Origin of the sequence: Paracoccus isoporae, assembly GCF_900101865.1 — a bacterium.
In the GTDB taxonomy this organism is placed as follows: domain Bacteria; phylum Pseudomonadota; class Alphaproteobacteria; order Rhodobacterales; family Rhodobacteraceae; genus Paracoccus; species Paracoccus isoporae.
On record NZ_FNAH01000001.1, the window covers coordinates 626998 to 649618 of the forward strand.

A 22621-nucleotide genomic window follows, 5' to 3' on the forward strand; every position below is an offset into this window, starting at 1 on the left:
CCGCAAGATCGAAACGTGTCCATCCAACTCCATTAGCAAACCATGCAGCTTGTTTTTGTCTCGGACAGTATTTACGCCATTGATAAGTACCTTATCTTGTACCATATCGGACGCGTGTGGCTTATTAGTGAAAGGCACCCCATGGACATCCTGACCTACACCGATGCCCGAAAGCATCTCAAGGACGTCATGGATCACGCGATCCACGACAAGACCGAAACCGTCATCACGCGGTCCGGCAAGGAGGCGGTTGTCGTCGTCGGCAAGGAAGAATGGGATGCGATTCAGGAAACGCTGTATCTGCTGAACTCCCCGGCCAATGCGCAGCGCCTGCGGGACTCCGTTGCCGAACTGAACGCCGGCGAGGGGACGGAGCGGCGGCTGGAAGATGAAGCTGATCTTCTCTGACAATGCCTGGCAGGACTATCACCACTGGCGGACGTCCGACGCCAAGGTCTTTGACAGGCTGAACGATCTGATCAGGGAGGCCATGCGCACCCCCTTCAAAGGCACCGGAAAGCCCGAACCGCTGAAAGGCGATCTCAGCGGCTGGTGGTCGCGCAGGATTACCCAGCGCGACCGTCTCGTCTATCGCGTCTCGGGCAGCGGCCCGGCACAGGCACTCGAAATCGCGCAGTGCCGCTATCACTACTAGGACGGAGGGTGTGCTTCGGCGCCCCATCCACGCCACCGCCGCGACCCGCCCGCAGCGCAGACCGCACGCAAGTCCCGTCCACCGGCGCTTTCTGTTCCATAAAATCGATCTTCACGCCCGCCCTACGCTCCGCCGTGAACAGCCACCAACCTGATCCGTCAGCGGCGGCTGTCAGGCGACCCGGCGCGAGAGATGGAAACGCCCGCCGCGATGGCGGGCCTTCTTGTTCGGGGGCTGTTCGATTGGCGGTTAAGTCGGCCAATCGCGTCTCGACCATCCCGTGGACCCCCAGTGTACAGCCTGTGTACGCCCGGTGTACGCATTGTGCGGCGGAAAACCCAGCAATTGCTGGCCCATGTCACGCAACAGGCCGCATCACGCAACAACCATCGCGCGCCGCCCGTTGCGCTCGCCTCGCCGTGTCGTCAGCTTATCCGGAATAGCCGCGTCAGCGCGGCGGGTCAGCCGCCGCCGCCAGCGCCTCGCGGATCACCTCCGCATCACCGATATGGTTCATCAGAATCAGGATCAGCCGGGCGTTCAGCGCGTCCGACTCCGCCTTGCTCAGCCCCTCATGCGCCGCCAGCAGCATCGCATAAGCGTCGTCTGGCGCGGGCAGGTTCGGTTGCAGATTGAGTCTCATGGCGCAGTCCCCGTGGCGCGCCGCAGCGCGGATGTGATCTCATCGGCGTCAAAGACCGGCCATCGCCCGGCGACATGCTGGTCCGGCCGGATCATATAGACGCCCCGCCCATAGCGGTCTGCCAGCGCCCCCTCGGCCGGGAACGCCAGCAAATCCGCCTCGATCCCGGCCGCGTTGACCGGCTCCGCCGCAACGCCGATGGCCAGCAGGCTGAACCGCCCGCCCAGCCGGTCCAGCAGGAAACCCTGCGCCAGCGGCGCATCCGGGCAGGGGCTTCCGGGCCGCGTGCGGGCCGGGCCGTCCGGCATGGCATCGGCGCTGTTCAGGGGGGAGTTGTCATAAGTGCAGGGCACGGAGAGCCGCCCGGAATTGACGAAGGGCCGGGCGAACGCATGCTGCCGCGCCAGCGTCAGCGCGGCATCCCGGAAGATCCGGCTGATCTCGGATTTCGGGGTGATGAAATCGGTCGAGCGGGTGGAGTTCAGGATATTCTCCTCCGCCCCCTGCACGCGCTCATGGTCATAGCTGTCCAGCAGCGCCTCCGGCGCAAGCCCGTCCAGGACCAGCTGCAGCTTCCAGCACAGATTGTCGGCATCCTGGATGCCGCTATTGGCACCGCGCGCCCCGAACGGGCTGACCTGATGCGCGCTGTCACCGGCGAATATCACCCGATTATGACGAAACTGTTCCATTCTGCGGCACTGGAACGTATAGACGCTGAGCCATTCCAGCTCGAACTTAACATCCTCCCCCAGCATCTCGCGGATCCGGGGAATGACATTCTCAGGCCGTTTCTCAGCCGCGCGGTCAATGTCCCAGCCAAGCTGCAGATCGATCCGCCAGACCCCGTCCGGCTGCTTGTGCAGCAGCGCAGACTGGCCCGGATTGAACGGCGGATCGAACCAGAACCAGCGTTCGGTGGGAAAATCGGCCTGCATGGTCACGTCGGCGATCAGGAAATTATCCTCGAACACCCGCCCCACGAAATCCAGCCCGAGCATTCCCCGCACGGGCGACGCCGCCCCGTCGCAGGCGACTAGCCATTCCGCTTCCAGCCCGTATTCTCCCTCCGGCGTGCCAACGGTCAGGGCGACATGATCGTCATGCTGCTGGATGGCGCTGACCCGCGACTTGCCGCGGATCTGGACCGGCGCGCCCTGCGATTGCAGGGATTTCAGCCGGGCAAGCAGGCATTCCTCGAGATAGTATTGCTGAAGATTGATGAAGGCCGGACGGCGGTGCCCCTCCTCCGGCTGAAGGTTGAACTCATAGATCTTGTCGTGCCCGGCAAAGACCTTGCCGACATTCCAGACCACGCCCCGATCGACCAGCTCCTGCCCGCAGCCGAGCCGGTCGAAGATCTCCAGCGGGCGCTTGGCGAAACAGATCGCGCGGCTGCCGGTCGAGACGCTGTCATTGTCGTCCAGCACCAGCACCGGCACGCCCTCCAGGCCCAGATCAACCGCCGCGGTCAGCCCGACCGGCCCCGCCCCCACGATGATGACCGGGTGGCGCACCGCCGCCGTCGCATCCTGATCGGGATGGCGGCGATACGGGTAGAGCGGCTGATCGCTGGTCTTCGGCTGTGTCATGGGCCTCCCCTCCCGCTGACCGCTGCTCAGCCTTGCAAGAGCGCCCACATCTCGCGGTCGCGCTCGGCCGTCCAGATCCGCGGCGTGTCGATGCCGCGCGCCTCGTCATAGGCGCGGGCGACGTTGAAGGGCAGGCAGTGCTCGTAGATCGCGTAATCGCCGAATTTCTCGTCGCAAGCCGCCCGCACCGCGTCCCAGGCCTGTTTCAGAGAGCCGCCACCCTGCGCCACGCGGGCCACCGGCTGATAGGTGGAGCGGATGAAATCGGCGGTATTATCCAACGCCGCGTTGACCATGTCCGAGCCGACAAGCGCGTCGCCGCGGCCCGGCGCAATGGCGTCCAGATCGAAGGCGCGGATCTTCTCCAGCGTCTTTGGCCAGTCGCTGAAATGCCCGTCGCCGCAATAGCAGGCGCTGTGATATTCGACGATATCGCCGGTGAACATGACGTTCTGATCTGGAACATGGGCCACGATGTCGCCGGCCGTATGGGCGCGGCCCGGATGCATCAGATCGACCCGGCGGTTGCCCAGATAGACCGTCATGCGGTCGCTGAAGGTGGTGTTGGGCCAGGTCAGGCCGGGGATCTCCTCATGGCCCTGGAAAAGGCGCGGGAAGCGGGCGAACTCGCTGTCCCAATCCTCCTGCCCGCGCTCGACCACCATGGCGCGGGCGGTGTCGCCCATGATGATGTTGGGCGCGCCGTAGGCCGAGGCCCCCAGCACGCGCACCGCGTGATAATGCGTCATCACCAGATGGCTGATCGGCTTGTCGGTCACCTCTCGGACCTTCTCGATCACCTTGCGGGCCAGGCGTGGTGTCGCCTGCGCCTCGACGATCATCACCGACTCGTCACCGATGATGACGCCTGTATTCGGGTCGCCCTCGGCCGTGAAGGCCCACAGGCCCTCGCCGATCTCGGTGAAGCTGATCTGTTTTTCCGCCATGTCGCCGGCGGAGGCGAATTGCTTGCTCATCCCGGTCTCCCTTCCGGTCTGGTGGGCGGCGGGGCGCGGATGCCGCCGCGTTAGCTCCGCGCGGGCAGCACCTTGCCCTCGCAGGGGCCGAAGCCGATCCGGTAGCCATCGCCCTGCGCATGGCCGCTGAGCGAGATCGTGTCGCCATCCTGGATGAAGCGGCGCTCCTCGCCTCCGACCATAACAGGATGTTTGCCTGCTTCGGTCATCTCCAGCAAGGCCCCGGTCTGGTCGCGCTCCGGCCCGGAGATCGTGCCGGAGCCGAGCAGGTCGCCCACCCGCATCGGGCAGCCCGATCCGCTGTGATGCGCCAATTGCTGGGCTGAGGAATAATACATCACGTTGTAGTTGGTTCGCGCCAAAACCTCCCCGTTCAGCGCCCAGGACAGGTTGATGTCGTAAAGTCCGGGGCGGTCTTCCTGGAGATAGGGCAGCAGGTCGTTGACCCGTTCGGCGCCTTCGCTGCGAAACGGTGCGAGTGCTGCGGTGGTGACGATCCAGGGGCTGATCGTGGTGGCGAAGGCCTTGGCCTGGAACGGGCCGAGCGGCTGGTATTCCCATGCCTGGATGTCGCGGGCCGACCAGTCGTTCAGCAGGACATAGCCGAAGATCATCTCCTCCGCCTCGGCCACGCTGATGCGGTCGCCCAGTCGGGAATTGGCCCCGACGATGGCGCCCATCTCCAGTTCCAGGTCCAGCCGTTTGCATTCCGACCAGATCGGGCCGTCATCGGTTTTCAGCTGACCCATGGGCCGGATCACGTCGGTGCCCGACACGACCACCGAGGAGGCGCGCCCGTTATAGCCGATGGGCATGTGGGTCCATTGGGCGGGCAGCGCGTTCTCCGGGCCGCGGAACAGCACACCCACGTTGAAGGCATGGTTTCGCGAGGCGTAGAAATCGGTGTATTCGGTGACGCGGATCGGAAGGTGCAGCCTGGCATCCTGCATGGCGACGAGCGGCAGGTCGCGGTTGCCGTCCTCGCCCAGCAATTCGGTCAGCCGGTCGCGGATGCGCGCCCATGTCTCGCGGCCGAGCGCGATGAAGTCATTGAGCTGCGGGTTTGCGAATGTGCCGCCCGCGTCGATCAGCCCGTTCGTCTCGCAGGCGGCCAGATCGAGGATCCGATCCCCGATTGCCACCCCGCAGCGCGGCGCGTCCCCCGCCACGGAGAATACGCCGTAGGGAAGGTTCTGAATCGGAAACTCGCAATCGGGCGCGTTCGCGCTTTCAATCCAGCTTTTCGCCGCCATCGCCGTGATCCTCCATTAAGTTGCAAACGCAACTAACATGGCCCGTCTCGTCGCGCAAGCGTTCAGTCGGCCTCGGCCTGCGCCAGCTCGTCCAGCAATTGCGCCAGATGGCGGGCGCGCTCCGGCCCCAGCCTCGCCTCCATCTCCTGCTGAAATTCCTGCGCCTGCGCGGCAAGGATGGCATGGACCTTCCGCCCGCTTTCGGTCAGTGACAGAAGCTCGGCCCGGCGGTCGGAGGACGAGGTCATCCGGCGCAGCAGCCCGCCCTCCTCCAGCCCGGACACGGCGCGGGAGACCTTGGATTTTTCCAGATGGCCGCGGGCACAGATTTCCGTCGCGGTCAGCGCGCCGCCCTGACCCAGATGGGCCATGATGCGCCACTGCGCCCGCGTCATCCCGAATTTCTTGCGGTAGCTGGCCGAAAAGGTGCGGCTGGTGACCTCTGCCGCGTTGTTGAGCAGATAGGGAAGAAAGTCGTTCAGCCTGAAATCGGTCATCTCTGCCATTGCGCCCAGCACGTCGTCACACTGCAACTGTCGCATATGCAACAACCACTTGCCAATGTTCCAGAATCGCGCAACGGAAGTCCCATGGCTGGATTTGTCTCCTTCGTCTCGTCTGGCCCGGGTGATCCGGAGCTTCTGACCCGCCGGGCCGCGGACCGGCTGGGTGCCGCCGATGTGGTGCTGTATGACGATCTGTCCTCCGGCCCGGTCCTGGCCATGGCGCAGCGGGCCGAGCTGGTCCCGGTGGGTAAGCGTGCCGGGCGTCCGAGCGCCAAGCAGGAGGCGGTGAACGCGCTGATCCTGGCGCATGCGCGGGCAGGGCGGCATGTGGTGCGGCTGAAATCCGGCGATGCGGGGATGTTCGGACGGCTGGAGGAGGAGCTGGCGGCCGTGCGCGGTGCGGGCATCGCGTTCGAGATCGTGCCGGGCGTCTCCTCGGTCAACGCGGCCGCGGCCGTGGCCGGAGTGCCGCTGACACGGCGGCTGACCGCGCGACGGGTGCAGTATCTGACCGGCGCCGATGTGACCGGAAAGCTGCCCTCAGAGCTGAACTGGGCCGCCATCGCAGATCCTCATGCCGTCACCGTGGTGTTCATGGGTCAGCGCAGCTTTCCCGAACTGGCGGCAGGGCTGATCGCGCATGGCCTGCCGCCGGAGACACCGGCGATGATCGCCGAGGCGGTGACGCAGCATGGCCAGCGATTACGGCGCAGCACCGTGGCCGGGCTGGCCGCCGCGCTGCGTCGCGACGGGCCGAGCCCGGCCCCGGCACTGATCTTTTACGGGCCGCTGGCCGAGATCAGCGACGCGGCGGTCGAGTGGCTGGCTGCGGGCGCGGAGGATTAGGCCAGGGCGCTCCGCGCGGCGGCGTATTCCTCGCCCAGTTGGTCGATGAAGGCGCGGGCCGGCCGGACCTCGCTGATCGCGCCGATACCCTGGCCCGCCCCCCAGATCGAGCTCCATGCTTTCGGCTTGGATGAGCCCTGCCCGAAATTCATGCTGCTGGCATCGGCATGTTCAAGCTGGTCGGGATCGAGACCGGAGTTGCGGATCGACTGCTTGAGATAGTTGCCGTGAACACCGGTAAAAAGCGAGGAATAGACGATGTCCTCGGCGCCGGAATCGCAGATCATCTGCTTGTATTCCGGCTGCGCGTTGGCCTCTTCAGTGGCGATGAAGGGGCTGCCGATATAGGCCAGATCGGCCCCGGCGGCGCGCGCGGCCAGAATGGCGCGCCCGGTTGCGATGGCACCGGACAGCGCCACGGGACCGTCGAACCAGCCGCGGATTTCCTGAAGCAGGGCGAAGGGCGACTGCATCCCGGCATGTCCGCCCGCACCGGCGGCGACGGCAATCAGCCCATCGGCCCCTTTTTCGATCGCCTTGCGCGCGAAGGTGTTGTTGATGATGTCGTGAAACACCACCCCGCCCACCGAATGCGCGGCCTCGTTCACCTCCGGCCGGGCGCCGAGCGAGGTGATCCAGAGCGGCACCTTGTGGCGCACGCAGATCTCCAGATCGCGCTCCAGCCGCGCGTTGGAGCGGTGCACGATCTGGTTGACCGCGAAGGGCGCGGCCGGGTTGTCGGGATTGGCCTGGTTGTGGCGGTCCAGCTCCTCGGTGATGCGGGTCAGCCAGGCGTCTAGCTGGATCGGTTCACCGTCCTTCTCGCGGGCATTCAGCGCCGGGAAGCTGCCGACGATGCCGGCCTTGCACTGGGCAATGACCAGATCCGGTCCGGAAACGATAAACATCGGCGAACCGATCACGGGGAGACGCAGGCGGGACAGGATGGGCGGCAATGACATCGGAAACTCCTTTACACTTCAATGCCATAATCGCCAGCCGCGCGGCGGGTGCAAGCCCGATCACAGGGTGACGCCACGCTCAGGAGGCGCGGCGGCCCAGTTTCTTGAGATATGACGGCGCGGCATCGGCGGCATCGCGCCAATGCGGCCAGGGCTGACGCCGGGCGAGATCGGCGTCGATCTCCACCTCGTCGAAGCCGGAGCGGCGGGCCATCGGTAACTGGTCGGCGATGACATAGCCCGTGGCGCGCAGCCGGCCCTTGTAACCGGCCACCCGCAGCCGGCGGGCCAGGGTAAAGCCGCGCCCGTCGGTGAAGCTGGGGAAGGCGATGCGGATCATCGTGGCATCACCGACGCGCAGATCGGGATCGTCCAGATCGGCATCCGACGCCAGATCCAGGATCGGGCCGGTCCAGTCCTCGGGGCCGAAGCCGCTGTCGCGCACGATGACGGGCTGGCCATCCGCCGGCACGAAGGGCGCGGGGGCGGCGGGCGGAATGCGTTGCATCTTACCGTTCACGAAATGAATTCCACATTCTGTCTTGTCCTGGCCACGCCAGCGGCCTGCACGGGGGTCTTCGCCTTCCTTCACCGGGCTGGTGCAGGGCATGCAGCCGATGGATGGATAGCCCTTGGACACCAGCGGATGGCGCGGCAGCCGGTTATTGGCGATATAGTCCGCGACATCGCGCGCCGTCCAGTGGGCCAGCGGGTTGATCTTGATGCGGTCGCCGGCCGGGTCTTCCTCGAAAAACTCCATCTCCGAGCGGGTGGCACCCTGGAAGCGCTTGCGGCCGGTGATCCAGCTATCGAATGACGAGAGCGCCCGGTTCAGCGGCACGGTCTTGCGCAGGTCGCAGCAGGCATCGGGGTTGGTCTGGTTCAGATCGCCATCGGGATCAGCCGCGGCAATGGCGGCGGGGGTCGCCCGGATGGTGCGGACATCGGTCAGCCCCAGCTTCGCCGCCACCTCGGCCTGGTAGGTCAGGGTTTCGGGAAACAGCATCTGGGTGTCGATGAACAGCACCGGCGTGGTGCGGTCGATCAGCGAGATCATGTGCAGAAGCGCCACCGAATCCGCCCCGAAGGAGGACACCATCGCCACCCGACCCAGCTCCGGGTCGGACAGCGCCTCGCGCAGCACCTGGATCGCGGCACGGTGGCGGTAGCGGCGGTTGAGCGCCGCCACCCGCGCCGGGCGCGTCGGGATTGTCTGGAGCTGTGCCATCACGCCGCCTTTTCCTCAGCGGGATAGAGCGCGGCCTTGAACGGGGCGGGGCCAAGCCGGCGATAGGCTTGCAGGAAGGTCTCGTCTTCGTCCTCACGGATGGCCAGATAGCCCTGCACCAGCCGTTCGATGGCCGGGATGATCTCGTCCTTCGAAAAACCCGGCCCGGCGCGTTCTCCGACCGACATGGTCTCGGTGCCGTCGCCACCCAGCGTGACCTGGTAATTCTCCACCCCGGCGCGGTCCAGACCGAGAATCCCGATATGGCCGACATGGTGATGCCCGCAGGCGTTGATGCAGCCGGAAATCTTGATCTTCAGCTCACCGATTTCATGCTCCAGCTTCAGCTCGTCGAAGCGGGTCGCGATCTGCTGGGCAATGGGGATCGAACGGGCCGTGGCGAGCGCGCAGTAATCCAGGCCGGGGCAGGCGATGATGTCGCTGACGAGGCCGATATTGGCCGTACCCAGACCGGCCTCGCGCAGCTTCGCATGGATCGCGGGCAGATCGGCGCGGTGGATATGCGGCATCACCACGTTCTGCTCATGGCTGATCCGCAGATCGCCCTGCCCGTACTCCTCGGCGATGTCGGCGAGCAGCCGCATCTGATCCGAGGTGGCGTCGCCCGGCGTGGCACCATGTTTCTTCGTCGAGACGGTGACGATCGCATAGTCCGGGTTCTTGTGGTCGTGCAGGTTCGTATCGGCCCAGGACCGGAACACCGGATCGGCGTCGCGCGCCGCGTCATACGCGGCGGTGCTGCGGCCCTCGACCAGTTCCGGCTGCGCGAATTGCTTTGCGATCTCGGCCAGCACGGCCTGATCGGAGCCGTCGAACATCGGCCGGGTCTCGGCAAAGCGGGCCTCGACCAGTTCGCGGATATGGTCGATGCCAAGTTCCTGCACGGCGATCTTCAGCCGCGCCTTGTACTTGTTGTCGCGGCGGCCGACCGTGTTGTAGGCCGACAGGATCGCCTCCAGATAGGGCAGCAGATCCGTTGTAGGCACGAACTCGTTGACCACCTTGCCGACGAGCGGCGTCCGGCCAAGCCCGCCACCGACCGAGACCTCGAATCCGATCTGGTCGTCCCGACGCACCATGCGCAGGCCGATATCATGCGACTTCACCACCGCGCGGTCATTCGGGCTGCCGGAGACGGCAATCTTGAACTTGCGCGGCAGGAACTGGAATTCCGGGTGGTCGGTGGACCATTGCCGGATCAGCTCGGCATAGGGGCGCGGGTCGGCGATCTCATCCGCCGCAGCACCCGAGAAGTGATCGGCCGTGACGTTGCGGATCGTGTTGCCCGAAGTCTGGATGGCGTGCATCCCCACCTCGGCCAGGCTGTCCAACATGTCCGGGATATCGACCAGCTTCGGCCAGTTGAACTGGATGTTCTGGCGGGTGGTAAAGTGTCCGTAGCCCTTGTCCCAGCGATCGGCGATATGGGCCAGCCGGCGCATCTGGTCGGGGCTGATCGTGCCATAGGGAATCGCGATCCGCAGCATATAGGCGTGAAGCTGCAGATAGACGCCATTCATCAGGCGCAGGGGACGGAACTCCTCCTCGGTCAGCGCGCCGGAGATGCGGCGGTTCACCTGATCGCGGAACCGCTCGGCGCGGTCGATGACGAAGGCTCGGTCGAATTCGGAATGATGATACATTACGCTTCTGCCTGCTTGCCGTGAAAATAATTGGACGGGCCGTTGGCCCGGAACGCCTCGCGCGGGTGGCCGGGCACGGGTCCGTCGGGACCGGGTCGGGCGGGGGCCAGGAACACCCCCACGGCCCGGTCGGAGAGCGCGAGCGCATGGGCCATGCGATGCTTGGCGTGGTCTTCTTCGGTGATGAGTTCGGCCTGGTTGAGATGCGGCACCCACTCATCGGCCCCGGTCAGATAGATGACCCGGCCATCGAACAGGTCGTTGGCTGAAATGACGACGGGCTCAAATTTGCGGGCCATGGCGAATCTCCGTGCTTGCTGGGTGCAATATGGGATATTTTCCCATCTGAACGCTAGTATCTCGCATAAATAAGGAATACTGTTCCAGAGTGCCCGCTGTAGAGGACCAACCCCCGCGATGAACGAAGTGAATGAGAAGAAACTCCGCCTGGACGCGCTCGACCGGAAAATCCTGATCGAATTGCAGGACGACGCCAGCCAGTCCCTTGACGACATCGCCCGCAAGGTCGGCTCGTCGAAAACCCCGGTCTGGAACCGGATCCGCAAGCTGAAGGATGCCGGCGTCATCACCCGCCAGACCGTGATCCTCGATCCCGATGCGGTCGATCTGGGCACCTGTTTCTTCGTGCTGATCCGCACCAGCGAACACGAGGCAAGCTGGCAGCAGCGCTTCCTCGCCGCGCTTCAGGCCCGGCCGGAGGTGCTGGAAGCCCATCGCCTCGCCGGCGAGATTGACTATATAGTGAAGCTGCGGGTATCGGACGCACGCGCCTATGACGCCTTCTACCAGGCGCTGATTGCCGAGGTGAAAATCTTCAACGTCACGGCGCTTTTGTCGATGGAAGAGCTGAAATCCACGACCTTTTTGCCGGTCTGACCGGCAGAACCGGAGAGGAGAGACATGCTGGACCATGCCGGGCTGGCAGCGCGAATCGCGGCCCTGACCGAAGGCGAGACGGATGAGGTCGCATTGATGGCCACGCTCGCCTGCGAGATCCACCACGCCGATGACCGGTTCGACTGGACCGGCTTCTACCGCGTGACCGCCCCCGAGACGCTGAAAATCGGCCCCTACCAGGGCGGGCATGGCTGCCTTATCATTCCGTTTTCGCGCGGGGTGTGCGGTGCGGCGGCCCGCAGCGGCGAGATCCAGCTTGTCCCCGATGTCGATGCGTTTCCCGGCCATATCGCCTGCGCGTCCAGCACGCGGTCCGAACTGGTGATCCCGTTCTTCGGCCGGGCCGGACGGCTGGTCGGGGTTCTGGATATCGACAGCAATCAACCCGATGCCTTTACCGAAGCCGACGCAACCTCATTGCAGGAGATACTGAACGATGTCTTCCGAGAATGTTGAGATTACCGGCGGGTGCCTGTGCGGCGCCATCAGCTTTCACGCCATGCGCCACGACACGCCCAGCATGTGCCATTGCGGTCAGTGTCGGCGGTGGAGCGGCCATGCCTGGCCCGCGGTTGGCGGCACGGATCTGAAGATCTCGGGACGCAAGAACCTGCAATGGTTCCGGTCGTCCGAAAACGCGCAGCGCGGCTTCTGCCGGGTCTGCGGCTCCTCGCTGTTCTGGAAGCAGAACGGGTCCGTGCATATCTCGATCTCGATGGGCTGCATCGACGAACCCACGGGAATGACACTCGGCGGTCATATCTATGCGGCACATAAGGGTGACTATTACGACATTGCCGACGATCTGCCGCAGGAGGCGACGGAATGACGCATCTCTGGGTGCGGGCCGAAACGCGCGCCAATGAACGCCGGGTCGGTCTGACCCCCGACGGCGTCCGCAGGCTGATCGCGGACGGGTTTGGCGTGACGGTCGAGGACAGCGCGGACCGCATCATCCCGGCCCAGGCCTATCGCGACGCGGGCGCGACGATCACCCCGGCCGGAAGCTGGCGCGAGGCGCCGCCCGACGCCATCATCTTCGGTCTGAAGGAATTGCCGGCCGATGGCTCCAAGCTCGTGCATCGCCACATCATGTTCGGGCATGCCTTCAAGGGCCAGGATGACGGCCCCGACCTGCTCCGCCGGTTTCGCGAAGGCGGCGGCGCGCTCTACGATCTGGAATATCTGACCGACGAGGACGGCCGGCGGCTGGCGGCGTTCGGATATTGGGCCGGTTACACCGGCGCTGCGGTGTCTCTGCGCGCTTGGGCGGCGCAGCAGCGCGGTGCGGTCTGCGCCCCTGTCCACGCCTATGCAGATCGCCACGCCCTGACCGCCGAGCTGCGCGCGGATCTCGATTCCGTGGCGGCACCGCGTCCGAGCACGATCATCGTCGGCGCGAAGGGCCGGGTCGGCCGCGGCGCGCATGATCTGCTGACCGAGATGGGGGGCCATGTCACCGGCTGGGATCTGGACGAGACCCGCCATGGCGGACCCTTCCCGGAAATCACGCAACACCCGATCTTCATCAACGCCATTCTGGCCCAGCCCGGCTGCCCGGTGCTGCTGCCCCGCGCGGCGCTCGGCCCGTCCCGGCTGCTGCGCGTCGTGGGCGATGTCGCCTGCGATCCGACGAGCGAATTCAACCCGGTGCCGGTCTATGACCGCGCGACAGGCTGGGACGCGCCGGTGATCCGGGTGGAGGACGATCCGCCGCTGGACGTGATGGCCATCGACAACCTGCCCTCGATCCTGCCGCTGGAATCGTCGCAGGATTTCGCCGCCCAGCTTCTGCCGGTGCTGGCCGGTCTCGACCGCATAGACAGCGGCGCCTGGGGACGGGCGCGCGCCATCTTCGACAGCCATGTTCAGGAGGCATGATGTCACGCATCCACTGGGTCCATTGCGGCCCCGACGCCGTGTTCGGCCTTCGCCATCTCCAGCAACGCGGCATCGAGCCGATGGTGTGGACCGCGCATGGCGTCAGCCCGGACGAGATCCCGGCCGGGCAGCAGCGCCCTTATGAGGCTGCGGCGCTGAAAGCGGAGCTGGCGCGAGGCGACATCATCGTCGCGCCGCGCCCGACCGATCTGGAGGTCGCGCGGATCGCCATGGATTGCGGCGCGCATCTGGCGGTCGGCTGGCATGTCTCTCCCACCCTGCGCGAGGCGGTGGGAGCCGCCGCGGGTCGCGGGCTGTCCGTGCTGGCCGAGGTGGGCATGGTCCCCGGCATCGACCACCTGATGGCGCGGGATCTGGTCAATGATTACCGGCAGGTGGCGCAGGACGGCGACAGGCTGCATTTCAGCTCCTATGGCGGGGGGATGCCGAAACACCCCGACAACTTCCGGCACAAGTTCAACCTGTCGCCGTTGCCTCTGCTGAACGCGCTTGCCACGCCCACGAGCTGGATCGGGCAGGGCGAGACAAGGCGCGCCGCGTTCCCCTTCGAGGTGATCCGCTCCTTCGACCTGAATCTGCCGACACCCGAGCGGCACGAGGTCTATCCGCATTACGACGTGGCGCCCTATCTTGAGGCTTACGGCTTCGATCCCGGCTGGACGATCGCCACCGCAGAGCGCGGCGCGATCCGGCTGAAGGGCTGGAAACAGGGCTGGGCCGCCGTCTTCGCCAGCATCCGTCAGACCGGGAAGGATGCCGAGGCGCTTGCGACACTCTCCGAGACGTTGTGGGCCGAACACCCTTTCGCCCCCGAGGAGGCCGACCGGATCGTGCTGTCCGTGGCATTGCGGGCGGAACGGGACGGTCGGGCGCGGTGGCACCGCGAATGGGTTCTGGACAGCACCGGGGGGCGCAGCGGGTTCGCCCGGTTTCGCCTGAAATCCCTGATGCTGGCCCTCGCCGCGGAGGCGCTGCTGGCGGGCCGGGTCGAGCCGGGGCTGCATATCGGGCCCACCGATCCCGAGCTGATCGCAAACTGGCTGGTCGAGATCACCCACGAGGCCGGGTTTGCCCGCCGGATCGACCATTTGCGCAGCGACGACGCGAAGGGCGCGGCCTAGGGCCCAAGATCCTCGGCAATCCCCCGCGCCGCCTGCCGGCCGGAGAACATGCAGCCGCCGAGGAACGTCCCCTCGAGCGCGCGGTAGCCATGCATCCCGCCGCCGCCGAACCCGGCCACCTCGCCCGCGGCATAGAGCCCCGGCATCACCCGGTCCGGCGCGGCCAGACAGCGCGCGCCGAGATCGGTCTCGATTCCGCCGAGGGACTTGCGGGTCAGCACATGCAGTCGCACGGCGATCAGCGGGCCGTGGGCCGGGTCCAGAATGCGATGCGGCCGGGCGGTCCGGATCAGCCGGTCGCCCATATATTTCCGCGCGCCGCGCAGCGCGGCGATCTGGGCGTCCTTGCCGAAGCCGTTCGCGATCTGGCTGTCGCGCGCCTCGATCTGCCGCCGAACATGGGCAGCATCCAGCACATCCTCGCCCGCGATGCCGTTCATCCGCGCGATCAGGCGGTCGAGATCTTCGGCCACCACCCAGTCTTCGCCCTGTTCCTTGAACGCCTCGACCGGCGGGGTGGCGGCGCGGCCGCGGATCCGCGCCAGCACGGCTTTCCAGTCGCGCTCCGTCAGGTCCGGGTTCTGCTCCGATCCCGACAGCGCGAACTCCTTTTTCAGGATGGTCTGGGTGGTGATGAACCAGCTATGATCGCGCCCGGTGCGGCGCAAATATTGCAGCGTGCCGAGCGTGTCGAAGCCGGGAAAATTCGGCGCGGGCAGCCGGTTGCCCGCCGCGTCGAGCCAGATCGAGGACGGGCCGGGAATGATCCTGATGCCATGTGCCGGCCAGATCGGCGCAAAGTTGCGCACGCCCTCGGTATAGTGCCACATCCGGTCGGCATTCACGATCCGCGCACCGGCATCGGCCCCGATGTCCAGCATCCGCCCATCGACATGCGCAGGCACACCGCACAGCATCGATGCGGGCGGCTGGCCAAGCCGGCGCGGCCAATGCCTGCGCACCAGCTCGATATTCCCGCCGATCCCGCCGGACGCCACCAGCACCGCCTGCGCGGAGAGCGCAAAGCCGCCCACCGCCTCACGGCTGGTGGACACACCGCGCTCGGCCTCGTCCGGGGCCAGCCTGACGCCCTCGACGCCGGTAACCGCGCCCGCGGCAAGCGTCAGCGCATCGACGCGGTGACGCCAGTGAAAACGGATATTCGGATGACCGGCGGCGCGCTGTGCGAAGGGATCGACCACGCCAGGCCCGGTGCCCCAGGTGATGTGGAATCGCGGCACCGAGTTGCCCGGACCGGCCGCCAGCCCCCCGCCCCGCTCGGCCCAGCCGACCACCGGGAACAGCTTGATGCCCAAATAGCGTAGCCAGGCGCGGAAATCCCCGGCGGCGAACTCCACGAAGGCGCGGGCCCATGCGCGCGGCCAGTGATCCTCTGCCCGGTCGAACCCCGCCGTCGCGTCCCAGTCGGACCACGCCAGATCGAGGCTGTCGCGCACGCCCATCCGGCGTTGTTCGGGGCTGTCGACCAGGAACAGCCCGCCAAAAGACCAGAAGGCCTGGCCTCCGATGGATTGCGGCCCTTCCTGATCGACGATGGCGACCTGCAACCCGGCATCGGCCAGTTCCACCGCGGCGACGAGACCCGCCAGCCCGGCCCCGACGACAACGACATCCGCATCCATCCCTGATCCCTCTTCCCTGCCGGCCCGTCATGTGGCTCTATTCCGGCAAGAATGCCCCAGTGTCCCGCATGACGCCAGTTCTTCGAGAAAGGGGACCGCAATGGCCTATGATACGCAGCTCGCATCACGCATCCGTGCCGTCCTCGCCGCAATGGGCGGCGGTGATGAGGTCAGGATGATGGGCGGGCTGTTTTTCCTGCGCGGCGGCAACATGGCCTGCGGCGTGACGGGCGGCCGGCTGATGGTCAGGCTGGGCAAGGCGGGCGCGGCAGAGGCGCTGACCGCGCCGGAGGTCGAGCCGCTTGAGATCGGCGGCGGGCGGACGGCCGATGCCTTCGTCACCATCGACCCCGCCGCAATTGCCGAGGAGACTGCGCTGAAGGGCTGGGTCGCGCGCGGGGTGGCCTTTGCCGACGCGCTGCCGGCAAAAGCTCAGCGCCGCAAATAGACGTAATAAGCGCCGGTGCCGCCATGGCGGTGATGGGCCGGTGCGACATGCTGCACGACGCGCGACAGGGGCGGGCTCGAGAGCCAATGCGGCACCTGATGGCGCAGCGCGCCGGGACGGGTCGGAAGCGGCCCGATATCGCCGGCCCGGCTGCCCTTGCCGGTGATGATCAGCACCAGGCGCAACCCGCCGCTGTGACAAGAGAAGATGAAGGCCGTCAGCTCCGGCCCCGCCTCGGCCAGCGTCATGCCGTGCAGATCCAGACGCGCCTGAGGCCGCAGCTTGCCGCGGCTCATCTGCCGGTGAAGCTTCTGATCCATCCGCACCGGCTGTGCGCGCAGCGCATCGGCGGGGCCGGGCGCGTGAAGATGCGGCTTTGCACCCACCGACGCGGCACCGATGCGCAATCCGCGCGGAAGGGTCGCGGCAGGCTGGGGCGCAGGCATCGGGCGGGCCGGTTGGTGGTCACGTGGCGGATCGGCTGGGTCTGGCAGCTTCGCCTTGTCGTGCATCGGCGTCGTGTTCCGCACCACCCGCGACCAGAGTTCGCGATCTTCTGGCGTCAGACCGCGGCGCTTCGACATCAGGCGCCGGTCGCCACCAGTTTCCAGTTCGGATCGGCCGCGCCCATTTCGCGCTCGAAGGTCCAGCTGTCACGCTGCTTGCGGGGCGTCTTGGGATCGCCCTCGACCACCTTGCCGTCGGCGTCCCGCGTCGCCACGATCATCTCGCCCAAAAAGCGCACGGTCAGCTCCGCCACATTGGTCCCGGTATCGAATTCCGCGGCGGCGAGCGTGGTTTCCCGCGTGCCGAGATATTGCACATCCACCGACTGCCCGGAGCGGCCGCGGGCCGCGATGGCGCCGTCGAAGGCGGCCGCCACGTCGTCGGACAGGAAGGGGCGGATCTCGTCCATGTCGCCCTTCTCGAAACCGACAAGGATCATCTCATAGGCCTGGCGCGCGCCGGACAGAAACTCGCCGAGCGAGAAGGACGGCTCCACCTGCTTCATCGCTACGAGGGCCGCATAGGCCGGGCTGCCGGTGTCGACGTGATCGGTGATGTCCTCATCCGTGGCGGCGTTCTCGCCATCCCCGTCGTCATCGGACAACTCGTATCTGCGGTCCGCGCGGTGCTCCTCGATCGGATCGGGCTCGAACCCGTCACGCGTGCCCAGAACGCCGCGCAGCCGCAGGACCAGGAACACCGCGATCGCGGCCAGAACGATCAGCTGGATCACCGAGTTCGACATCATTCATCCTTCGCCTGCTCTGCGGCGGTTGGTAAATCCGCCATCCGCCCCTATGTAGGGATGCAACCGGAACAAGTCCAGTTTCCGACAAGCCCGTGAGAGCGCCATGCCACTTCTGATCCTGTTCATCCTCATCCCGGTGATCGAGATTGCCCTGTTCATCCAGATCGGCGGGCTGATCGGGTTGTGGCCGACCATCGGGCTGATCCTTTTGTCGGCGGTGGTGGGCATGGTGCTGATCCGCAGCCAGGGCCGGCGCGCGCTTGGCGAGTTGCAGGAGTCGTTCCGCAAGCTGAATGATCCGACCCGACCGCTGGCACATGGCGCGATGATCCTGTTCGCCGGTGCGCTGATGCTGACGCCGGGCTTCTTCACCGACTCGATCGGTTTGCTGCTGCTGGTGCCATGGGTCCGCGACCGGGTGATGCAGGCCGCGGCGCGGCGGGTGCATGTCACCCGCAGCGGGTTCGGCTTCGATACCTCCAGCCAGCCACGACATGGTTGGCCCGGCAAGTCCGGCGACGTGATCGACGGCGACTATTCGACCCAGGACGACCCCTATGCCACGCGGCCGGATACCGAGCTGCCCCCGGTGGATCGCAGCGCCTCACCCAAACGCAGCAAGCCCTCCGGCTGGACGCGGCCCGAGTGACGTGGCGCGTTGAGCCGTCCGCACGCAGGTGCTAGAACCCGGCCGAGCTTCTTGAAAGGACCAGAGATGACCGACGAGACCCCGAACGCCGCTGCACCCGAAGGCAATGGCCAGACGCAGGCGCAGCAGCCCCCCCGCATGCAGATCCTCGCCCAGTTCGTGCGCGACATGTCGTTCGAGAACATCGTGGCGCAGAAGGGCATCAACAATGCCGAGGTGAAGCCCGAGGTCTCGGTCCAGGTCAGCCTGGATGCGCGCAAGCGGAACGTGGAAAACCAGTACGAGGTGATCTGCAAGTTCCGGGTCACCTCGAAGAACACCGCCAATGACAGCAACCTGTTCCTGTGCGAGCTCGATTACGGCGGGGTGTTCCATATCGAGAACGTGGCCGAGGAGCAGCTTCACCCGTTCCTGATGATCGAATGCCCGCGCATGCTGTTTCCGTTCATCCGCCGGATCATCAGCGATGTGACGCGCGATGGCGGCTTCCCGCCGGTCAATCTGGATCCGGTGGATTTCGTCGCGCTCTACCGCCAGGAAATTGCCCGGCGCGCGCAGGCCGAACGCCCGGCGGACGCGCCGGTGTCCTGATCCAAGATGGCGCGTCGCAATGCGCCGCGTGCATGGCAACGCATGTTGTCGGGCCGCAGGCTCGATCTTCTCGACCCGACGCCGGTCGATATCGAGATCGAGGACATCGCCCACGGTCTGGCCTTCGTCGCGCGATGGAACGGCCAGACCCGCGGTGACTGGCCCTATTCGGTGGCCGAACACTCCCTGCTCGTCGAACAGGCCTTCACCCGGATCAACCCCGCCGCGGGGCCGGAATGGCAGCTCGCGGCGCTGCTGCACGACGCGCCGGAATACGTGCTGGGCGACATGATCTCTCCGGTAAAGGGTGCCCTGGGCGGGGAATATGGCGAAATGGACCGCCGCATCGGCGAGGCGGTGCACCGCCGCTTCGGCCTGACGGTCAGGGTGCCCGCCGGCATCAAGCGGCAGATCAAGCTGGCCGATCAGGTCTCGGCCTGGCTTGAAGCGATTCAAATCGCCGGATTTTCCGAAAAGGAGGCGCGCGGTATTTTTCGCGTCCCGGCGCCTGAACTGTGCGACGGCCTGGAAATTCGCCTTCGTCCGCCGGCCGAAGCGCGCCACGCCTATTTGGAGCGCTTCGCCGAATTAATTGCCGCAAGGGAAAGCATCTAACAAAAATTAGTTACCGCTCGCGGATTAACTTTTATAAATAAAGATTCAGATTTCCAGCTCTTCCAGGGTTTTGCCATTTGCCAGTGCATCCTGGATCCAGATCGGACGGCGGCCGCGGCCGGTCCAGGTCTGGGTCGGGTCTTCGGGATTGGCGTATTTCACCGCAACTTTCGTCCCGCGGCGCGCAGACTTGCCTGTTGCCAAGTCGTTAAACGTGAAACCGTGTTCCCGCGCGATTTCCTCAACCGCAGCAAGAGCTTCCCGCCGTTTGCGTTCTTCAAAACCAGAAATTGAACGGTCCACCTTGTTGCGCAAGTCACGCAGTTCCTTGAGTGACAGGCTGTCAAGATCGATCATCGACGTCTCCATGAGGTTAAATTCGAGTGGCGGAACTACTCTCACATAAACCTTAACATGGAAATAGATGGTTTTTTATTTTGGGCTTCTTTTGGCTAAAATCCGCTGCAATGTTCGGCGATGCATATGCAGCCGGCGCGCCGTTTCACTGACATTCCGGTCGCATTGTTCATAAACTCGCTGAATATGCTCCCATTTCACCCGGTCTGCAGACATGGGGTTTTCCGGGGGCGGCGGCAAAAGCTCTCCGGTTTGCAGCAGCGCGGAAACGATATCGTTTGCATCGGCTGGCTTCGAAAGATAGTCGGTGGCGCCCATTTTGACCGCCGCGACGGCCGTCGCAATCGCGCCATAGCCGGTCAGCACGATGATTCGGGCATCGGGCCGCGCCTCGCGCAGTGCTTCGACCACGTCCAGTCCGCTGCCATCTTCCAGCCGCAAATCCACCACCGCATAGGCGGCCGGGCTGCGTTTCGCGGCGGCGATGGCATCTGCGACATTCAGCGTCACCTGCGGCCGGAAGCCGCGCCGCTCCATCGCGCGTGACAGCCGATTCACAAATATCTCGTCATCGTCGACCAGAAGCAGCGACGGGTCCGGTCCCAGGTCAATTTGCGTCTGTTCAGCCATGTCGCATCTCCGGCCTGCTGATATGGGAATATCAAACAGGCCTAAGCGCGGCAGCGCAATTTGTCGAGAGATGCGGGATCAGGCGGCGTTGGCGAAACAGGCCACCTGCTCGGCCATTCTTTCCGGCGTCACGTCGCGATTGAAGAACTCCACCGTGCCGGCCTCCGGCAGAACCAGATAGGTCATGGTGGTGTGCGAGACGAGGTAATCCGGCGTGCCGTCATCCTGAATCTGATAGGCCACGCGGAATTCCTTCGCCGCCGCGGCAATATCTTCTTCTGATCCGGTCAGCCCGATCATGTTCTCATGCATGTTGAATGTATAGTCCGCCATCACCTCGGGCGTGTCGCGTTTCGGATCGACAGAGATGAAGGCCGCCTGCGCATCCACCCCCTGCGCGGAAAGCAGGTCGAGCGCCTCTGCATTTCGCGAATTGTCGAGCGGGCAGACATCCGGGCAATAGGCATAACCGAAATACAGCAATGTCGGTTTGGTAAACAGGTCCGCATCGGTGATCCGCGCGCCGGTTTCGTCGGTCAGCTCGAACGGCCCGCCCAATTGCTCGGTTCCGCCGGCCACGACGCTAGTCCGGCAGGGCGCGAAGGGATCATCGCTGCCGCGATTTTCCATCCACAGCCAGCCGCCCAGCAAGAGCCCCACCGTCGCGGCGCAACCAACTGCGATCAGTCCCTTTTCGTTCATAGCCCACCTCGCGCGTGATTTGCGCCAATTGATCGCGCAATATGCGCAGGATATCAACGCGACCAAATGGCGCGCGAAGGAGGCGGCCGTGGAAAATGCCACGCTACCAGATACCGGGCCCTATCCCGGTCCGCGCCGCCCGGCCGAGCCCATTCGCCGGCGCACCATGGTCCTGCTGCGTTGGGTGGCGCTTGCCGGGCAGATGGCCGCGATCATCCTGGCCTGGCTGATCGGCGTCCATTTCGCGGTTCAGCCCGCCATCGGCGTCGTGGTGATCGGCGGGCTTCTGAACCTGCTGATGACAGTGACGCCGGTCCGGGTCTCGCAGCGCGGGGCGACCTGGCAGCTGGTGTTCGACCTGGCGCAGATCGCGCTGCTGATCGGTCTGACCGGGGGGCTGTCCAACCCGTTCGCGCTGCTGGTGCTGGCACCGGTGACGATCGCGGCGACCGCGCTGCAGAACCGCCAGACCGTGCTGATCGGCGCCGCGACGGCCGTGATGATCTCGCTCGCCGGCTGGTTCGCCCTGCCGATCCATCACCCGACGCTGGATCTGAGCATGTCGCCCATCCTCCAGCTCGGCCATTGGGTGGCCATTCTGATCGGCGTGGTGTTCTTCGCCGGCTACGCCCGCCGTGTTGCGGGCGAACTGGCCACCACCGGGGATGCGCTTTTCGCCACCCAGATGGCACTGGCGCGCGAGCAGAAGCTGCAACATCTCGGCGGCGTGATCGCCGCCGCGGCGCATGAGATGGGCACGCCGCTGGCCACGATCAAGCTGATTGCCGCCGAGCTGCGCGACGAGCTGGGCAGCGCGCTGCCCGACCGTGACGATCTGGCCGAAGATGCGGCAACCCTCGCCGCCTCCGCGGATCGGTGCAGCGCCATCATGCGCTCCATGGGGCGGGCCGGGAAAGACGATCTGAAACTTCACGCCGCGCCCCTGCTGACCGTGCTGCAGGAAGCGTCAGAGCCCCATGCGCAACGCGGCAAGCAGGTCGTGTTCCATCTGAACGCCGAGCCTCCGGCACCCAGCATCATCCGCGACGCGGGCATCATTCACGGGCTGCGCAACATCATCCAGAACGCGGTCGATTTCGCGGCGAGCCGCGTCGATGTGGTCGCGTTCTGGGACGAGGAGGTCATGCAGATCCGGGTCCGCGATGACGGACCCGGATTCCCGGCAACCATGCTGGGCCGTCTGGCCGATCCCTTCCCGGTCAGCCGTCGCAGCCAGGACGGCCGCGACGGCTATGAGGGGATGGGGCTGGGCCTGTTCATCGCCCGCTCCCTGCTGGAAAGCGGTGGCGCACGGATGCGGCTGTCCAATACCGGGGGCGGCGCGCAGGTGGATGTCACATGGCCGATCGACCGGATCCGGGCCGACGACCGCGCCCCTCTGCGCGAGAACCCGAAAATATTGTAATTATGTTAAGTGCTTATTAATTGCCCAATGCGAGGTTG

28 protein-coding genes and 1 pseudogene are annotated in these 22621 nt (G+C 65.6%); 13 read left to right on the top strand and 16 right to left on the bottom strand.

The annotated features are described in order from the left end of the window. Positions 1–141 precede the first annotated feature (141 nt). Positions 142–408 (top strand): type II toxin-antitoxin system Phd/YefM family antitoxin, encoded by a 267-nt coding sequence (locus BLT73_RS03030; protein ID WP_090520694.1) that lies wholly within the window; start codon positions 142–144, stop codon positions 406–408. Further along, positions 389–655 carry a Txe/YoeB family addiction module toxin gene (locus BLT73_RS03035; protein ID WP_090520695.1) on the top strand — a complete coding sequence of 89 codons (267 nt, stop codon included), beginning with the start codon at positions 389–391 and terminating at the stop codon, positions 653–655. The genes BLT73_RS03030 and BLT73_RS03035 overlap by 20 nt, the downstream gene beginning before the upstream one ends. Before the next feature lie 448 nt (positions 656–1103). On the opposite strand, the gene BLT73_RS03040 is transcribed toward BLT73_RS03035, so the two are convergent. The 5 genes from BLT73_RS03040 to BLT73_RS03060 all read right to left on the bottom strand — a co-directional run bounded on the left by BLT73_RS03040 (position 1104) and on the right by BLT73_RS03060 (position 5662). Next, entirely contained in the window at positions 1104–1298 is a 195-nt protein-coding gene (locus tag BLT73_RS03040) for a DUF2783 domain-containing protein (RefSeq protein WP_090520697.1), read from the bottom strand. Continuing rightward, positions 1295–2890, bottom strand: coding sequence for an FAD-dependent oxidoreductase (locus tag BLT73_RS03045; protein ID WP_090520699.1), 1596 nt, complete (start codon positions 2888–2890; stop codon positions 1295–1297). The genes BLT73_RS03040 and BLT73_RS03045 overlap by 4 nt, the downstream gene beginning before the upstream one ends. Before the next feature lie 26 nt (positions 2891–2916). After that, positions 2917–3867 (bottom strand): MBL fold metallo-hydrolase, encoded by a 951-nt coding sequence (locus BLT73_RS03050; protein WP_090520701.1) that lies wholly within the window; start codon positions 3865–3867, stop codon positions 2917–2919. A gap of 50 nt (positions 3868–3917) precedes the next feature. Continuing rightward, on the bottom strand, positions 3918–5120 hold the full coding sequence (gene fahA / locus BLT73_RS03055) for a fumarylacetoacetase (protein ID WP_090520703.1): 1203 nt from the start codon (positions 5118–5120) through the stop codon (positions 3918–3920). A 62-nt stretch (positions 5121–5182) separates the two neighbouring features. Further along, positions 5183–5662, bottom strand: a complete 480-nt coding sequence (locus BLT73_RS03060; protein WP_218132497.1) for a MarR family winged helix-turn-helix transcriptional regulator — start codon at positions 5660–5662, stop codon at positions 5183–5185. Between the two features lie 48 nt (positions 5663–5710). Between BLT73_RS03060 and cobA the strand changes: the two genes are divergently transcribed. Beyond that, positions 5711–6472, top strand: a complete 762-nt coding sequence (cobA, locus tag BLT73_RS03065) for a uroporphyrinogen-III C-methyltransferase (protein WP_090520707.1) — start codon at positions 5711–5713, stop codon at positions 6470–6472. On the opposite strand, the gene BLT73_RS03070 is transcribed toward cobA, so the two are convergent. The 5 genes and pseudogenes from BLT73_RS03070 to BLT73_RS03085 all read right to left on the bottom strand — a co-directional run bounded on the left by BLT73_RS03070 (position 6469) and on the right by BLT73_RS03085 (position 10625). Further along, positions 6469–7434 carry an NAD(P)H-dependent flavin oxidoreductase gene (locus BLT73_RS03070; protein WP_090520709.1) on the bottom strand — a complete coding sequence of 322 codons (966 nt, stop codon included), beginning with the start codon at positions 7432–7434 and terminating at the stop codon, positions 6469–6471. The two genes, cobA and BLT73_RS03070, sit on opposite strands and share 4 nt — an antisense overlap. Before the next feature lie 79 nt (positions 7435–7513). Further along, positions 7514–7942 (bottom strand): DUF934 domain-containing protein, encoded by a 429-nt coding sequence (locus BLT73_RS17760; protein WP_218132501.1) that lies wholly within the window; start codon positions 7940–7942, stop codon positions 7514–7516. Next, positions 7928–8662 (bottom strand): annotated as a pseudogene (locus BLT73_RS17450) (phosphoadenylyl-sulfate reductase); the annotation flags it as partial. The gene BLT73_RS17760 and the pseudogene BLT73_RS17450, both read right to left, overlap by 15 nt. Beyond that, the gene (locus tag BLT73_RS03080; RefSeq protein WP_090520712.1) at positions 8662–10326 is read right to left on the bottom strand and encodes a nitrite/sulfite reductase; all 1665 of its coding nucleotides are present in this window, start codon (positions 10324–10326) and stop codon (positions 8662–8664) included. The pseudogene BLT73_RS17450 and the gene BLT73_RS03080, both read right to left, overlap by 1 nt. Continuing rightward, positions 10326–10625 (bottom strand): DUF2849 domain-containing protein, encoded by a 300-nt coding sequence (locus tag BLT73_RS03085; protein ID WP_090520713.1) that lies wholly within the window; start codon positions 10623–10625, stop codon positions 10326–10328. Before BLT73_RS03085 ends, BLT73_RS03080 begins: the two co-directional genes overlap by 1 nt. A gap of 118 nt (positions 10626–10743) precedes the next feature. Here BLT73_RS03085 and BLT73_RS03090 point away from each other — a divergent pair, with 118 nt between their 5' ends. The 5 genes from BLT73_RS03090 to BLT73_RS03110 are packed head-to-tail and all read left to right on the top strand — an operon-like array spanning position 10744 to position 14267. Then, positions 10744–11223 (top strand): Lrp/AsnC family transcriptional regulator, encoded by a 480-nt coding sequence (locus tag BLT73_RS03090; protein WP_090520714.1) that lies wholly within the window; start codon positions 10744–10746, stop codon positions 11221–11223. A gap of 24 nt (positions 11224–11247) precedes the next feature. Next, positions 11248–11700, top strand: a complete 453-nt coding sequence (locus tag BLT73_RS03095) for a GAF domain-containing protein (RefSeq protein WP_090520716.1) — start codon at positions 11248–11250, stop codon at positions 11698–11700. Then, positions 11681–12073, top strand: coding sequence for a GFA family protein (locus BLT73_RS03100; RefSeq protein ID WP_090520718.1), 393 nt, complete (start codon positions 11681–11683; stop codon positions 12071–12073). The genes BLT73_RS03095 and BLT73_RS03100 overlap by 20 nt, the downstream gene beginning before the upstream one ends. Beyond that, entirely contained in the window at positions 12070–13125 is a 1056-nt protein-coding gene (locus tag BLT73_RS03105) for a saccharopine dehydrogenase (RefSeq protein WP_090520720.1), read from the top strand. Before BLT73_RS03100 ends, BLT73_RS03105 begins: the two co-directional genes overlap by 4 nt. Beyond that, a complete protein-coding gene (locus tag BLT73_RS03110) occupies positions 13122–14267 on the top strand; it encodes a saccharopine dehydrogenase C-terminal domain-containing protein (protein WP_090520722.1) in 1146 nt (381 codons plus the stop codon). Before BLT73_RS03105 ends, BLT73_RS03110 begins: the two co-directional genes overlap by 4 nt. Here BLT73_RS03110 and BLT73_RS03115 read toward each other — a convergent pair. Next, positions 14264–15910 carry an FAD-binding dehydrogenase gene (locus tag BLT73_RS03115; protein ID WP_090520724.1) on the bottom strand — a complete coding sequence of 549 codons (1647 nt, stop codon included), beginning with the start codon at positions 15908–15910 and terminating at the stop codon, positions 14264–14266. The two genes, BLT73_RS03110 and BLT73_RS03115, sit on opposite strands and share 4 nt — an antisense overlap. Before the next feature lie 100 nt (positions 15911–16010). Here BLT73_RS03115 and BLT73_RS17205 point away from each other — a divergent pair, with 100 nt between their 5' ends. Next, a complete protein-coding gene (locus BLT73_RS17205) occupies positions 16011–16358 on the top strand; it encodes a TfoX/Sxy family protein (RefSeq protein WP_176804861.1) in 348 nt (115 codons plus the stop codon). Here the strand turns inward: BLT73_RS17205 and BLT73_RS03125 are convergent. Beyond that, complete coding sequence (locus tag BLT73_RS03125; protein ID WP_090520726.1) at positions 16343–16942, bottom strand: Smr/MutS family protein; 600 nt, start codon at positions 16940–16942, stop codon at positions 16343–16345. The two genes, BLT73_RS17205 and BLT73_RS03125, sit on opposite strands and share 16 nt — an antisense overlap. Further along, complete coding sequence (locus BLT73_RS03130; protein WP_342705146.1) at positions 16942–17613, bottom strand: Tim44/TimA family putative adaptor protein; 672 nt, start codon at positions 17611–17613, stop codon at positions 16942–16944. Before BLT73_RS03130 ends, BLT73_RS03125 begins: the two co-directional genes overlap by 1 nt. Positions 17614–17716: 103 nt before the next feature. Between BLT73_RS03130 and BLT73_RS03135 the strand changes: the two genes are divergently transcribed. The 3 genes from BLT73_RS03135 to BLT73_RS03145 all read left to right on the top strand — a co-directional run bounded on the left by BLT73_RS03135 (position 17717) and on the right by BLT73_RS03145 (position 19468). Beyond that, positions 17717–18262, top strand: a complete 546-nt coding sequence (locus BLT73_RS03135; RefSeq protein ID WP_090520727.1) for an FxsA family protein — start codon at positions 17717–17719, stop codon at positions 18260–18262. 66 nt (positions 18263–18328) lie between these two features. Further along, positions 18329–18853: a protein-export chaperone SecB gene (gene secB, locus BLT73_RS03140; protein WP_090520728.1), complete on the top strand. Its 525-nt coding sequence runs from the start codon at positions 18329–18331 to the stop codon at positions 18851–18853. Between the two features lie 6 nt (positions 18854–18859). Continuing rightward, a complete protein-coding gene (locus BLT73_RS03145) occupies positions 18860–19468 on the top strand; it encodes an HD domain-containing protein (RefSeq protein ID WP_090520729.1) in 609 nt (202 codons plus the stop codon). Between the two features lie 45 nt (positions 19469–19513). Here the strand turns inward: BLT73_RS03145 and BLT73_RS03150 are convergent, their stop codons facing one another. The 3 genes from BLT73_RS03150 to BLT73_RS03160 all read right to left on the bottom strand — a co-directional run bounded on the left by BLT73_RS03150 (position 19514) and on the right by BLT73_RS03160 (position 21157). Then, a complete protein-coding gene (locus BLT73_RS03150) occupies positions 19514–19825 on the bottom strand; it encodes an H-NS histone family protein (protein WP_090520977.1) in 312 nt (103 codons plus the stop codon). Between the two features lie 75 nt (positions 19826–19900). Further along, a complete protein-coding gene (locus BLT73_RS03155) occupies positions 19901–20455 on the bottom strand; it encodes an ActR/PrrA/RegA family redox response regulator transcription factor (protein ID WP_090520731.1) in 555 nt (184 codons plus the stop codon). A 78-nt stretch (positions 20456–20533) separates the two neighbouring features. Then, complete coding sequence (locus BLT73_RS03160) at positions 20534–21157, bottom strand: SCO family protein (protein WP_090520733.1); 624 nt, start codon at positions 21155–21157, stop codon at positions 20534–20536. An 88-nt stretch (positions 21158–21245) separates the two neighbouring features. Between BLT73_RS03160 and BLT73_RS03165 the strand changes: the two genes are divergently transcribed. Beyond that, a complete protein-coding gene (locus tag BLT73_RS03165; protein ID WP_245726964.1) occupies positions 21246–22583 on the top strand; it encodes an ActS/PrrB/RegB family redox-sensitive histidine kinase in 1338 nt (445 codons plus the stop codon). Positions 22584–22621: the final 38 nt, after the last annotated feature.

Excerpts from the sequence above, each read along its gene's own strand:
- BLT73_RS03030 (WP_090520694.1), top strand. The coding sequence starts at position 142 with ATGGACATCCTGACCTACACCGATGCCCGAAAGCATCTCAAGGACGTC.
- BLT73_RS03035 (WP_090520695.1), top strand. The coding sequence starts at position 389 with ATGAAGCTGATCTTCTCTGACAATGCCTGGCAGGACTATCACCACTGG.
- BLT73_RS03040 (WP_090520697.1), bottom strand. The coding sequence starts at position 1,298 with ATGAGACTCAATCTGCAACCGAACCTGCCCGCGCCAGACGACGCTTAT.
- BLT73_RS03045 (WP_090520699.1), bottom strand. The coding sequence starts at position 2,890 with ATGACACAGCCGAAGACCAGCGATCAGCCGCTCTACCCGTATCGCCGC.
- BLT73_RS03050 (WP_090520701.1), bottom strand. The coding sequence starts at position 3,867 with ATGAGCAAGCAATTCGCCTCCGCCGGCGACATGGCGGAAAAACAGATC.
- fahA (WP_090520703.1), bottom strand. The coding sequence starts at position 5,120 with ATGGCGGCGAAAAGCTGGATTGAAAGCGCGAACGCGCCCGATTGCGAG.
- BLT73_RS03060 (WP_218132497.1), bottom strand. The coding sequence starts at position 5,662 with ATGCGACAGTTGCAGTGTGACGACGTGCTGGGCGCAATGGCAGAGATG.
- cobA (WP_090520707.1), top strand. The coding sequence starts at position 5,711 with ATGGCTGGATTTGTCTCCTTCGTCTCGTCTGGCCCGGGTGATCCGGAG.
- BLT73_RS03070 (WP_090520709.1), bottom strand. The coding sequence starts at position 7,434 with ATGTCATTGCCGCCCATCCTGTCCCGCCTGCGTCTCCCCGTGATCGGT.
- BLT73_RS17760 (WP_218132501.1), bottom strand. The coding sequence starts at position 7,942 with ATGCAACGCATTCCGCCCGCCGCCCCCGCGCCCTTCGTGCCGGCGGAT.
- BLT73_RS03080 (WP_090520712.1), bottom strand. The coding sequence starts at position 10,326 with ATGTATCATCATTCCGAATTCGACCGAGCCTTCGTCATCGACCGCGCC.
- BLT73_RS03085 (WP_090520713.1), bottom strand. The coding sequence starts at position 10,625 with ATGGCCCGCAAATTTGAGCCCGTCGTCATTTCAGCCAACGACCTGTTC.
- BLT73_RS03090 (WP_090520714.1), top strand. The coding sequence starts at position 10,744 with ATGAACGAAGTGAATGAGAAGAAACTCCGCCTGGACGCGCTCGACCGG.
- BLT73_RS03095 (WP_090520716.1), top strand. The coding sequence starts at position 11,248 with ATGCTGGACCATGCCGGGCTGGCAGCGCGAATCGCGGCCCTGACCGAA.
- BLT73_RS03100 (WP_090520718.1), top strand. The coding sequence starts at position 11,681 with ATGTCTTCCGAGAATGTTGAGATTACCGGCGGGTGCCTGTGCGGCGCC.
- BLT73_RS03105 (WP_090520720.1), top strand. The coding sequence starts at position 12,070 with ATGACGCATCTCTGGGTGCGGGCCGAAACGCGCGCCAATGAACGCCGG.
- BLT73_RS03110 (WP_090520722.1), top strand. The coding sequence starts at position 13,122 with ATGATGTCACGCATCCACTGGGTCCATTGCGGCCCCGACGCCGTGTTC.
- BLT73_RS03115 (WP_090520724.1), bottom strand. The coding sequence starts at position 15,910 with ATGGATGCGGATGTCGTTGTCGTCGGGGCCGGGCTGGCGGGTCTCGTC.
- BLT73_RS17205 (WP_176804861.1), top strand. The coding sequence starts at position 16,011 with ATGGCCTATGATACGCAGCTCGCATCACGCATCCGTGCCGTCCTCGCC.
- BLT73_RS03125 (WP_090520726.1), bottom strand. The coding sequence starts at position 16,942 with ATGTCGAAGCGCCGCGGTCTGACGCCAGAAGATCGCGAACTCTGGTCG.
- BLT73_RS03130 (WP_342705146.1), bottom strand. The coding sequence starts at position 17,613 with ATGATGTCGAACTCGGTGATCCAGCTGATCGTTCTGGCCGCGATCGCG.
- BLT73_RS03135 (WP_090520727.1), top strand. The coding sequence starts at position 17,717 with ATGCCACTTCTGATCCTGTTCATCCTCATCCCGGTGATCGAGATTGCC.
- secB (WP_090520728.1), top strand. The coding sequence starts at position 18,329 with ATGACCGACGAGACCCCGAACGCCGCTGCACCCGAAGGCAATGGCCAG.
- BLT73_RS03145 (WP_090520729.1), top strand. The coding sequence starts at position 18,860 with ATGGCGCGTCGCAATGCGCCGCGTGCATGGCAACGCATGTTGTCGGGC.
- BLT73_RS03150 (WP_090520977.1), bottom strand. The coding sequence starts at position 19,825 with ATGATCGATCTTGACAGCCTGTCACTCAAGGAACTGCGTGACTTGCGC.
- BLT73_RS03155 (WP_090520731.1), bottom strand. The coding sequence starts at position 20,455 with ATGGCTGAACAGACGCAAATTGACCTGGGACCGGACCCGTCGCTGCTT.
- BLT73_RS03160 (WP_090520733.1), bottom strand. The coding sequence starts at position 21,157 with ATGAACGAAAAGGGACTGATCGCAGTTGGTTGCGCCGCGACGGTGGGG.